We start from the raw sequence: 11,291 nt of genomic DNA on the forward strand, positions 1-11,291 counted from the left end.
CCGGCCAGAGCCAGGACACCGGCGACCACCACGGCCACCGGGCACTCAGACCTGCCCACACCCACACTGACCTGCCGCTATTTACGCGTCAGAGCCTCGCCATCGGGCGGGCGAGTATCTGCGGGGGCTGCTGGCGCCGCTGGAGCGCAAAAACGGCTGGACGCTGGCCGAGCAGGCTGGCGAGCGGTGCCCGGACGGCATGCAGCGCCTGTTGAACCAGGCAGACTGGGACGCGGACGCAGTCCGCGACGAGGTCTGCTCGTTCGTACTGGAGCATCTCGCGGCGGATGACGGCGTGTTGATCCTGGATGAGACCGGGTTCATCAAGAAGGGCGTCCGGTCCGCCGGGGTGCAACGCCAATACACCGGCACCACCGGGAAGATCGACAACTGTCAGCTCGGGGTGTTCCTCGCCTACGCCTCTACTACAGGCCGTGCGTTGATCGACCGCGAGCTGTACCTGCCCACCTCCTGGACGGAAGACGCCGAGCGCCGGGCGGACGCGCGGATCGGCGAGAACGTCGCGTTCGCCACCAAGCCCGCCCTGGCCAAGGCGATGCTTGAGCGGGCGGTGGCGGCCTGCGTGCCGTTTCGCTGGGTGGCCGGGGACGAGGTCTACGGTGACAACCCCGCTTTGCGGGCCTGGCTGACCGGCCAACGCCTGGCCTACGTACTGGCCATCGGCTACAAACACCGACTCGGGCCGCGCGGGCAGAACGCCCGCACCCTGGCGGCGATTCTGCCCGAGCACGTCTGGGAGATCCGCTCGGCGGGCGACGGCGCCCACGGGCTGCGCGAGTACGCCTGGACCCTCCTGCCAGTGCCGGACCGCGAGGCCGCCGACGGCTTCACCATCTCGCTGTTGATCCGCCGCCACCCAACGACCGGCGAGCGGGCGTATTACCTGGTGCACGCGCCGCTCGACACGCCGCTGGCGGAGATCGTGCGGGTCGCCGGGGCCCGCTGGGCGATCGAGGAGTGCTTCCAGGCCGCCAAGAACGAGGCCGGCCTGGATCATTACCAGGTCCGCCACTACCGGGCCTGGTACCGGCACATCACCCTGGCCATGGCAGCCGCCGCCCACCTGACCGCAATCCGCGTCACCACCGGTGAAAAGGGGGAGGCAACCGCGACCTGATACGACTGAGCGTGAACGAAATCCGCCGCCTGCTTGCCAAGGTTGTCCACACCGTCCGACACGAGGCCGAACACATCCTGCACTGGTCACGCTGGCGCCGCCGCCATCAGTACCGAGCCCGCCTCAGCCACTACCGCCGCCGCGGCCACCGACCGCCATAGCCGCCGTGCAGTCTATGAGTACGCATCGCACAGAAAGGGGCAGTACCGACGTGCCCGATTCCAGCCCACTCAAGCTGATCTGCCTTTCGGACGAGGAGCAGAGCGTCTCCCTGTGCGTCACCGGAGGAATGAGCTTCTCCGGCACCGACCAGTACGACGCCCTCCACGCTGAGATTGTGGTGAGCACCGGATTCGTCAGTGGTCGCGTCGAGCTGTATCTCAACGCGTATGACCTCGACAGTTGGGCCGAGGTTCTGGAGTCTCTCGCGGCCGGAAGGAGGGCTACTTGGCTGGAGAGCGGACGCTCCCCGCGGATCATGATCGACCCCACAGAGGGGAACGAGAGCAGTTGCACGGACGTGAGCGTTTGCGACGTCACTGGCTCACAGGTCTTCGTCACCGTGCCCATCGTGACTCAGCCTGATTGGGGCGCACACCGCCAGATGCTTGCGGCGGTCAGAAGCCGATTCCAGCTGGAGCGGTGAGAAGGCCGGGGATGGCCCACCGTGCCGCCCCACCCGTGATCAGCTCAACGACCAGCCGGACCGCCAGCCACAGCAAGTGCGGCTGCAGTACTAAGCGGTGCGAAAGAGATGAGGGACCGGCTTTCGGTCGGCCGAGCCGACACCGCCGGGCCGGTCCGGGACTGCGAATCCCTGCCTGTGAATCCCTGCCGGAGAGATCCCGCACGCTTTTGCAGTGGGTGACGGATAAGTAGATGTCTCGTGAACTCATCGAGAATCCACATCAACCCGGCGAATCGAAACGGACGAGCCAGGCAGAACCACGCGAACGCCGATCAGATCCCCTCTTACCTCATCCCTACCCTCACTTCACACTACGTTTACCTTCAGGTAGGGTCGGCTCGCGCACTTGATCGAATGCTCAAGAGGCGCTCGATCGCGGAGTCCTGGACAGTGCCGAGGATCATCCGCACTCCGTCCGCCCACCCCCTGGGACAGGTTTTGAAGCGCATCCTCATACGCTCCGGCAAGAGCCCCCTCCGCGTCGCGACGCCGACTGAGTTCATCCATCAGGATCTGATCGGCACGAACACGGGAAACCTGCTCTTCAGCGACTCGGCGCACAAAATGCTGACGACCCCGGACAGCGAGGTGACGTCCAACGGCATCCGCACCGACCCGTCGGCCCGCCGCGCCGCAGAGATCAACGAGCAGTACGACGTCTTCGTCGTGCCGCTCGCCAATGCCTTCCGCCCGTCCTTCCACGCTTCCCTGGACCGGCTCTCCACGCTGATCGAGCAACTGACCATCCCGGTCGTCGTGTTCGGGGTCGGCGCCCAGGCACCTGACGACTACGCCACCGACGTGCTCAAGCCCATGGAAGCCTCCGTGAAACGCTTCGCGTCGGCCGTCCTGGACCGCTCCGCATCCATCGGTGTCCGCGGCGAGCTCACCTCCCGCTACCTGACGGACCTCGGCTTCGACGAAAGCAACATCGACATCATCGGCTGCCCGTCGATGTTCCTGTACGGCGACACATTCCCCGCCATTCGCAGCACGGAATTGAACGCGGACTCGCGCGTCGCGATCAATCTTTCTCCGGACGCGATCCCCGTCGGCGACATCGCCGGCCTCGCACGGCACGCGTGGACGCGCTACCCACACCTGACCTACTACGCGCAGAACACCGCCGACGCCGAGACGCTGCTGTGGGGCGACACCTCACCGGAATCCGGCCTCGGAGACCCTTTCCCGCTGCACCTCAGCCACGTCCTGCTGCGCGAGAACAAAGTGCGCATGCCCTTGGACCCCGCAACCTGGATCGCTGAACTGCGCGGCTATGACTTCGCCTACGGCACCCGCATCCACGGCAACATCGCCGCCCTGCTCGCCGGCACCCCGGCGGTCGTACTCACCCATGACTCCCGCACTCTGGAGCTGTGCCGGTACTTCGATCTCCCGCACCGTCCGCTGTCCTCGCTGCCCGCCGACGCGGACCCGCGCGACCTCCACGAAGACGCCGATTTCTCCGCCATGCTCAAGGGCCACGGCGAACGCTTCGAGCGAATCACGGCGTTCTTGACGCGCAACGACCTGCAGAACACGTATCAGCACGGCGACGGTGGCGTAGCCTTCGACGCGCGTGTCGCCGCGCTCGATCTGCCCGCCTCGATGCCGGTCTGGGACGGTACGGACGACGGTCAGATGCGCTACCGCATGAGCAGGCTCCGCGAGCGGATCGAGGGGACCAGCAGCAAGGTCGGCGACCTCACAACCAAGCTCAGGGAACAGAACAAACAGCTGCGCGATCGGCTGGCCGCCGCCGAGAAGCGAGAGTCGAAGGCCAAGGCAGAACTGGCCGCCCTGCGCAAGGACCTCGAAACCGTCCGCAAGCAGATGGCCGCCGTCGAGCGCCGTGTCTCAGGCATCGACAAGCGGGTACTCGTCCGCGTCGGCCCTGCCCTCCGCCGCCGCGCTCGCAAGATCACCGGAACCAACAACGCGAACTGAAGGCCGTCGCGCCGAGCCGTCGTGATCCTCGGCGGCGAGGTCCTGGCCACCGCGATCCCCGACCGATTCCTGCACCGTTGCTCACCCTCGGCCATGCCGGCGGACGGTGCGGCCGGTCTCACGTCCGACTCCTTGCAGCCCGGATTCCGTCACCTGACTCCGAACCCGACATCGTGCGGGAAACGACGGGGGACCTTCCTGCCAAGGCGTCCTGCCGGGTCGAATACGCGACAAGGCCCGGCCGCGCGCCCCGGCGGCCAGTCGTACGATCGGGCCCAGGACGTGCCGGCGCCCGAGCGAGGATGACAAATGGCCCTGGAACCAGACGAGTTCGCCTTCGGCGAGGACCGAGCAGTGATCGGACACGAGGAGTTGTACCGGGCCGCGCTCGACAGCGCCCGGCTGGCCCGTTCCCTGGCTCCCGTCACCGAGGAGCGGAGGTCCTTGGCCGGTGAGCTGGTCCGCAAGCTCGTCGACGACGGACTCCTGCGCACCGGGGTGCCGCGCTCGGTGGGCGGTCCGATGGCGCCGCCATCGGTGATGCTCCGCTGCGCCGAAGCGGTCGCACGGGGTGACGCCTCCGCGGGCTGGTGCGTGTCCATCGCGATGACGTCGAGTCTCCTGGGCGCCTATCTTCCCCAGAAGGGCACCGAGGAGGTGTTCGGCGATCCGCGGTCCGTCGCTTCGGGCGTATGGGCGCCCACCGGCCGGGCCCGGCCCGTGGCGGGCGGCGTCATCGTGTCGGGCCGCTGGGCGTTCTGCAGCGGCATCTCCCACGCCGACTGGCTGTTCGCCGGGTGCCTGCTCGACAGCTCGATGGAGCAGGGGCAGCCGTCCTCGACCGTCATGCGAGTGGTCGCCCTTCCCAAAGAACAGCTGGAGATTCCCGACACCTGGCACGCCGGCGGCCTGCGCGGCACGGCCAGCCACGACGCCGTCGCCGATGAGGTGTTCGTGCCCGGCCACCGCGTCCTGTCGCTCGTGCAGGGGCCCCCGGCCGACGCCGAACCGCTCCACCGGTTCCCCGCCATCGCCTTCTTCGCCCTGTCGGTCGCAGCCGCCGCGCTCGGCAACGCCCGCGGAGCCGTCGACGACCTGACGGCGCTGGCGGCAGACAAGAAGTCCCGCGGATCGAGCCGCGGCCTCGCCGAGCGGTCCGCCACGCACATCACCCTGACCCGGGCGGAAGCGTCGCTGCGGGCCGCCCGCCTGCTGTACTACCAGGCGGTCGAGGACGCCTGGCGGTCCGCGCGGTCAGGCGAGCCGGTGCCGCAGCGACTGCGGGCCGGCTTGCGCCTGGCTGGGACCCACGCGGCACGCGTCGCCACCGAGGTGACCGACGCGATGTACGAACTCGGCGGCGGCGCGGCCGTCTATGAGACCTCACCCCTCCAGCGCCGGTTCCGGGACGCGCGCACGATGACGGCGCACATCCAGCTGAAGCCGGGCATGTACAAGGCGGCGGGGGCATACCTGCTCGGCCTCCCGGTACCGGACCAGGACCTTTGACGCCGCCCCCGAGGTGAACGGAGCGGATGCCCGGACCGGTTGCGGGAGCAGTCGGAGGGGGTGATGCGACCGGCCAGGTCCAGCGCCAAGTCACCTGAGAACCCTGCCGAGTTCGGGCCGAGGCCGACGGCCCACGGATGCTTTCGCGCCTGGCGGGACGGCGGTGTCTTCCCGGCCAATCCGCCAGGCGAGATCGCGGAGGCCACCCTCGACGCGGGCCGGCCGGAGGCGGTGCCGGTCGCCTCGGCTTGCGACGGCGTGCTGCGGGTCCTGCGTGCGGCCCGGGACACGGGCGTACGACGCGTGGTCCTCACCTCGGCCATCGGTGCCGTCGCCGACGGGCACCGTGACCGGGACACGCCGTTCACCGAGGACGACTGGATGAACGTCGACGCGGGCATCGAGCCGTATCAGACGTCACTGACTCCTGCTGGCGGCCGCGCCGGGGGAGACCTTCACATCCTGGCAGCGCATGAGGTCTTCGAGGGTCTCGGGCCACGGCGTTCAGGAAGCGCGTGCCAGGGCCTCGACGGCTGCCGTGACCTGTCGCGGGCTGGAGATCATGGTCAGGTGGCGGGCTCCGGGGATGAGGGTGGGGGATGGTGCGCCGATACGCCGGGCGGTCTGCTGTGGGGTCTGTTCGCTGAACACGCCGTCCTGGGCACCGAACACGACGGACTTGGGCATGCGCAGGGCGGCGAGCCGCGCCACCTGGTCGGCGGGGAGTCCCGGCACGCCCTCGCCGAGCATGCTCCACAGAGCGGCCTCGGCGCCCGGCACCCGCAACGGCCGACGCCACTCATCCAGGCCGGCGGCGGTCAGGGGCGGGCAGGCCGGCCCGCACTGGGCGTCGTACACGGAGCGGATCACCCCGTCGACGCCGAGACCGAGGCGCAGCAGGCTGGTGCGATACGGGTCGATCAGTACGTACTTGAAGGCCGAGGGTGGGCCGGCGCCGGTGTTCAGGGCGTCGCCGTCGAGCAGCATCACACCGCCGATCCGTGCCGGGGCGCGCAGGGCGGCGTCCGCGACGACTGCGGCTCCGCTGGAGTGGCCGACCAGCAGAGGGCGCTCGCCAGGTCCTCCGAGGTGCATGGCGGTGAGGAAGCCCAGGAGCTGTCGGGTGAAGTGGGCGACGGTGTAGGGGCCGCGGCGCTGGCTGTAGCCGTCTCCGGTCAGGTCCAGCGCGTAGACCCGGTGATCGCGGGCGAGGAGCGGTGCGAGGCGAGACCAGGTGTCCACCTGTTCGAAGGCGCCGTGGACGAGGACGACGGGCGAGCCGTTCGTGCCCCACGTCCGGTACCGGGTGCGGATGTCGGCCGCCTGCACGTATCGCAGTCCCTTGGGGGGCTGGGCACGGCCCGCGGTGAACGCGTTGTAGGTCAGAGACGCCGTGGTGACGACCATCAGGACGACGGAGCAGACGAGCGCTGCACGTCTCCACCACCGCCCGGGCCGTGGGCTGCGCCGCAGGGGTGTCGGCGGTGCGGTGTCGGAATCCGCCGCCGGCGGTTCGGCCGGCCTGGGCTGGGGGTCGACGTCCACGCGAGTTCCCGTTCTGTTGCCGGCCGATTCAGGTTGCTGGCTCGGCCTCGGACGAGGCTGAGGGGGCGAGCAGGGCAGCATGCCCCTCACCCCGGCCCACAGCATCGCCCGGTCCGTATGCGAGATCATCCACCGGGAGTCGTCATCACGCGTACTCCCGTGGGCGTAGCGGTCTCACACCCCGCCTCGATGCGGGCGATCGACAGGCTGGCCGACGACGCAGAGGGTCTGGCCCAACTCGGCACCGTCGCCTCCTCGGCGCACCCAGCTCGGAGGCCATCGTGGTGCTGGACCGGCCGTGTCCCTGCATGCTGAGAGTGACGTAGCCGAAGTAGGCGTTCGTGTAGATGTAGCCCGCGTAGAGCATGAGGGCGCCGACGAACGAGGCCATTCCGGCCGGCGAGTTGAGCAGGTCGAGAGGGCCGCGGGGCTCGGTTGGGGAGGGCGCAGGCGCGGGTGCGGGTGGAGGAGCGGCCGGGGGTGGTTCGGTGCGCGCCGGCCGGGTACGCGGGGTGGGTCTCGAGCGGCGTCGCACAGGGCGCCGCGCGGGGTTTCGGGGCGCGGTGGCCACGTCGTCAACTCACCCCGGGAGAAGGGGCGATGTCGTCGGCCGCGTCGCTCGAGGACCCGGCCGCAGGTTGGGAGTCGCCGGCCGAAGGGCCGACGGCAGGGGGCTGATCGGTTCCGCCCGCCGCACCGGCCGACGGGTAGCAGTAGGGATAGTCGACCTCGTCCGGCGAGGGGCACACGGAAGCCGTGTCGCCGATACCGCCGATACTCCCGTCGAGACCGACTTCGAACCCGTCGGAGTTCCCGGTCTCCGAAGGCGGAGCCTGCACACCGGGAACCCCAGGGTCCCCTCCCGTACTGGCCGAATCGTCGATGCCGCCTCCGCCGTCGCCGCCTCCGCTGCCACCAGTGTCGTCGGCGCCGGCGCCGCCCGCCGTCATGGTGGGGGTGTTCACCTCCGGCGCCGTTCCCCCGCCGCCCGGATCACCGCCGCCGCTTCCCGTCCCCGACCCGCACCCGGTCATCGTCCCCAGACCCAGAATGACGGTCAGGAAGACTGCAGGGATGCCTCGTTGGATGGACTGAACTCGCATGGGCCCCCTCCCCCGAGCGGGACGCCTGTGACGCGCTCGCGAGCACGCCGTATCGAAGGAGGTATCGCACCAGAAGTGGTAGTTGCGCGCCAATTCCGGAAGATGTTGAAGTATCCGGAGCTGGGCGTGTACCCGTGCAGGCTCACCGGCACCGTGTGGGGCGCCACGTCGGGCGATCCTCGGTGTCATCCCTCTGTCGCGTAGAAGCCGCCCTGTGCGCTCGTCACATGCATAGCCACGATCGGCGAACAGCCGTCGGGGACGACATCAAGGCACCCCGGAGATCGGCGAGTCGATTCCCGACGATGACACCGGCCCTCAGTTGTGGCATGGCGACGACGGAGCCGAAGCCGTCGGCGTCCCCGTCTTCGTCACCACCCGCGCGGCACCCTGACCGTCGCTCACGTCGAGGGTGGGGCGTCAACATCCAACCATTGTGGTCAATGCCCCTCTACGCAGGCTTTGTTCGTGTATCCAATACTCATGGCGAGTGTCGATGAAGTGCGGGAAGACTTGATGCGGTTGCTTGACCGCTCCGAGAACTGGCTCAACGGGCTGAGGGGAATCCCAGGCCTCGCGATCAGTGATGCGGAGATCGACGAGCAGGTGCGCGATCTCCGCGGCCAGCGGGGTCGTGCCCTGTCGGCACTGCTCAACGTAGGGCTGCTCGGCCGTCAGTCGTCCGGCAAGAGCTTCCTGATCAGCGGCCTGCAGAACGGCCTGCGATATGTGCGCTTCGAACAGCAGGACGGAGGCTACACCGAGCAGTACATCGGCATCTTGCCGTCCTCCCCGACCCCGACCACGGCGTGTCCGTCCACCGTGCGGCCCGTCCACGCGGACAGTGGCGTGCACGCATCGGAACGGGGGCTGCTGCGCGTCAGGTTCGTCGGACATCCCGAAGGGGAGTGGGCCGAGATCGGGACGAACCTGGCGCCAAGTGTGGTCGCGGCCTACGGCGCCGCCGACGGCGACCGGGCCAACCGCATGCCCGATCACTATCAGCTGGAAGTCGAGCAGATCGAACTACTCATCGAGAACGCGCTGTTGCCTGCGAAGTTCTTCGATCTGCCCGGCGCGGAGTCCCCGAACCTGGCGTACGAGCAGATCATGCGCAATGCCTGGGCCGAGGCCGACTGCTTCATCTACGTCACCCAGGGAACAGCGACCCTCACCACCGGCGAGCTGAAGCTCGTCACCGACCTGTACAACCACTACCTGCAGACCGGTAAGCCGGTGCTGTGGGTGCTGACCGGTATCGACCGCGCCAATCAGCTCGGCAATGACAACCGGCCCGGCTGGCAGTCGGCGGTGGAGACCAACAACGCCTATCTGCATGAGCGCTTCGCACTGCCCGACGGTACGGGAGCCACCTTCATCGGTGAGGGATTCCTGCCGGTGTCACCGGCCTGGGAAGCCCAGGGCGACCTCGACGAGGCCGAGGGCAATGAACGAGCGGCCCAGCGCAACCGCAGCAACAGCCGCATGGCGGCGCTGCGCGACCGTCTCACCGAGCTGATCGAGAACGGGACGGGTCAGTACCATCTGCGGAAGATCGCAGATGAGGCATTTCGGCTTGTCCGCGCCAGACACCGCGATGTCACGGACGTGCTCGACGCCCGCCAGCTGTCGGTGGAGGAGCTGACGACGGAACGGGACAACCTGCGGCGCCGGTTGCACCAAACGGAACGGTCGGCGGAACGCATCCGCGCCGAGCTCGAGAACGAGCTGAACCGCTATGTCCGAGCCACCGAGCGGCTGTTCGGTGAACTCAAGGACGTCTTCCACCAGGAGCTGGACGCCTTGATCGACTCCGGCAACCTCGGGGCGGAACACCTCGCCGAGGTCAAGGTGCACCAGACGCGGAAGTTCAACGAGTGGATGACGGGGGAGCAGGGTCCGGCCACCGTCTGGACGCAGCATGTTGAAGCACTCGATGCCCAGGCCCGCAACCTGTTGCACAGCGAACTGGGCGGTGATGAACATTCTGCTCGCCTTGTCTCGGAAACCCCCATCGAGCCTGGCGATCTGCTCTCCTCCCTGGACGAACGGCGCAGATACGATGTCTACGGCATGGTCCAGGCCGGCGGAGCCGCCATCAGCATCGTCAGCGCCCTGGGCAGCGTGGGCGCGGCGCTCATGACCAGTCTGTCGCTCTCCGCCGTCACCGGTGGGGTGGCGCTGGTGGGCGTAGGCGCGGTGGCAGCCGCCAAGGTGCTGAAGGTCCGCAAGTCCGTGGTCGATCAGGCTCGGGACCAACGCAAGAACCAACTCGACCAGGAGGCGCAGCAGGCCCGGACGGACTTCGCGACCGTGGCCCGCCAACAGGGGCAAGTCCTCGCAGACGCCGTCGACAGCCACATCGCGGAACACCGGCAACGGCTGCGGAACGCGCAGCTGCAGATCGAGGAACGCATCGAGGACCCCGACATCTCGTCCAGCCTTGAACTGGTGGCCCAACTGAAGCCGGTGGACCGAGCAGGCCGGGCCATCGTCAACGACCTGATGGACTTCTCCTCTGCGACTCAGGGCGTCGGGGTCGGCGCGCTGAGCGTGCATCGGGAGTGATGAGCCGTGCCGGCCGAGAACGGGAACTGTGCCGCAGCAAAGGGACTTGCGGCCATCGCGCTGCGGCACGCTCTGCGCTGCTCGGCAGCCGCCACCGGTTCCCTCTCCAATCCAAGGTCCGCTTCCTCTGAACGACTCATAGGGCGATCGCGGCGCCGTCCGCCTGACATGGCGTCAGTCCCCCCCGTGCTCGGCCGTGTTCTCAGCGGCGCCGTACGGTCGAACTCGAACTCGAACTCGAAGCCGAAGTCGAACGAACAAGGCCGAGGCAGGCCAGGCAGATGAGCGCCAGAGCGAGAACCGCTGAGACAATGGGCAGGATCGAGACACCGTCTCTGAGCTGGGCAACGTCGCTCACCACGAGTAGCACGCCCGCCACCAGGTACAGGACGCTCATCGCCCGGTTCCGGGGAATGAACTGCCACTTGCGCTCACTCATGCATTCCTCCTTGTCGGTCTGATGAGTTGCGCATGCCCCGGCAGGCGCACCGCTCACCTACGACATCTCGCGGACTTCATTTCCGGCCCTCGCTGATCCTCCTCTCGCTTGACGCAGGAGAACGGCCGCTTGAGGTGCCGTCGGGGTGGATCGTCGTCGGCCGGCTCACCGCCACTGGCGTCGGCACAGCCGGTGTCGCGCGGACGCGACGGCGCCCCCGCGGTGCGTTGTGCACGCGGGGGCGCCGGCTGCTGGGGGAGGGAAGCTCCTATAGATCGTCAAGCGGTCTGTGGGAGCGGTTCGGTGGTGTGGGTCACATGGGGTAGGTGACGGTAGATCTCGCGGGCGACGAAC

General features: G+C 68.4%; 6 protein-coding genes and 2 pseudogenes. 5 read left to right on the plus strand and 3 right to left on the minus strand.

The window, feature by feature from the left end; translation table 11 throughout:
• Nucleotides 1-79 precede the first annotated feature (79 nt).
• The 4 genes and pseudogenes from ACIRPX_RS45515 to ACIRPX_RS45530 all read left to right on the plus strand — a co-directional run bounded on the left by ACIRPX_RS45515 (nt 80) and on the right by ACIRPX_RS45530 (nt 5,282).
• Nucleotides 80-1,299, plus strand: a pseudogene (locus ACIRPX_RS45515) (IS701 family transposase).
• Nucleotides 1,300-1,349: 50 nt separating this feature from the next.
• The gene (locus ACIRPX_RS45520; RefSeq protein ID WP_404206066.1) at nt 1,350-1,784 is read left to right on the plus strand and encodes a DUF5959 family protein; all 435 of its coding nucleotides are present in this window, start codon (nt 1,350-1,352) and stop codon (nt 1,782-1,784) included.
• A gap of 480 nt (nt 1,785-2,264) precedes the next feature.
• On the plus strand, nt 2,265-3,773 hold the full coding sequence (locus tag ACIRPX_RS45525; RefSeq protein ID WP_404206067.1) for a polysaccharide pyruvyl transferase family protein: 1,509 nt from the start codon (nt 2,265-2,267) through the stop codon (nt 3,771-3,773).
• 309 nt (nt 3,774-4,082) lie between these two features.
• A complete protein-coding gene (locus ACIRPX_RS45530) occupies nt 4,083-5,282 on the plus strand; it encodes an acyl-CoA dehydrogenase family protein (protein ID WP_404206068.1) in 1,200 nt (399 codons plus the stop codon).
• 504 nt (nt 5,283-5,786) lie between these two features.
• On the opposite strand, the gene ACIRPX_RS45535 is transcribed toward ACIRPX_RS45530, so the two are convergent.
• Nucleotides 5,787-6,689, minus strand: a complete 903-nt coding sequence (locus ACIRPX_RS45535; protein ID WP_404206069.1) for an alpha/beta fold hydrolase — start codon at nt 6,687-6,689, stop codon at nt 5,787-5,789.
• A 1,403-nt stretch (nt 6,690-8,092) separates the two neighbouring features.
• Nucleotides 8,093-8,197 (minus strand): annotated as a pseudogene (locus ACIRPX_RS45540) (IS5/IS1182 family transposase); the annotation flags it as partial.
• A 216-nt stretch (nt 8,198-8,413) separates the two neighbouring features.
• On the opposite strand from ACIRPX_RS45540, the gene ACIRPX_RS45545 reads away from it, so the two are divergent.
• Nucleotides 8,414-10,498 (plus strand): hypothetical protein, encoded by a 2,085-nt coding sequence (locus ACIRPX_RS45545; protein ID WP_404206070.1) that lies wholly within the window; start codon nt 8,414-8,416, stop codon nt 10,496-10,498.
• A 202-nt stretch (nt 10,499-10,700) separates the two neighbouring features.
• Here the strand turns inward: ACIRPX_RS45545 and ACIRPX_RS45550 are convergent, their stop codons facing one another.
• Complete coding sequence (locus ACIRPX_RS45550; RefSeq protein WP_404206071.1) at nt 10,701-10,937, minus strand: hypothetical protein; 237 nt, start codon at nt 10,935-10,937, stop codon at nt 10,701-10,703.
• Nucleotides 10,938-11,291: the final 354 nt, after the last annotated feature.

The organism is Streptomyces sp. NPDC101225 (genome assembly GCF_044767585.1).
GTDB lineage: Bacteria > Actinomycetota > Actinomycetes > Streptomycetales > Streptomycetaceae > Streptomyces.

What these genes read in the sequence shown, in the direction of transcription:
- ACIRPX_RS45550 (WP_404206071.1), bottom strand. Translation starts at nt 10,937, where the DNA reads ATGAGTGAGCGCAAGTGGCAGTTCATTCCCCGGAACCGGGCGATGAGC.
- ACIRPX_RS45530 (WP_404206068.1), top strand. Translation starts at nt 4,083, where the DNA reads ATGGCCCTGGAACCAGACGAGTTCGCCTTCGGCGAGGACCGAGCAGTG.
- ACIRPX_RS45535 (WP_404206069.1), bottom strand. Translation starts at nt 6,689, where the DNA reads ATGGTCGTCACCACGGCGTCTCTGACCTACAACGCGTTCACCGCGGGC.
- ACIRPX_RS45545 (WP_404206070.1), top strand. Translation starts at nt 8,414, where the DNA reads ATGGCGAGTGTCGATGAAGTGCGGGAAGACTTGATGCGGTTGCTTGAC.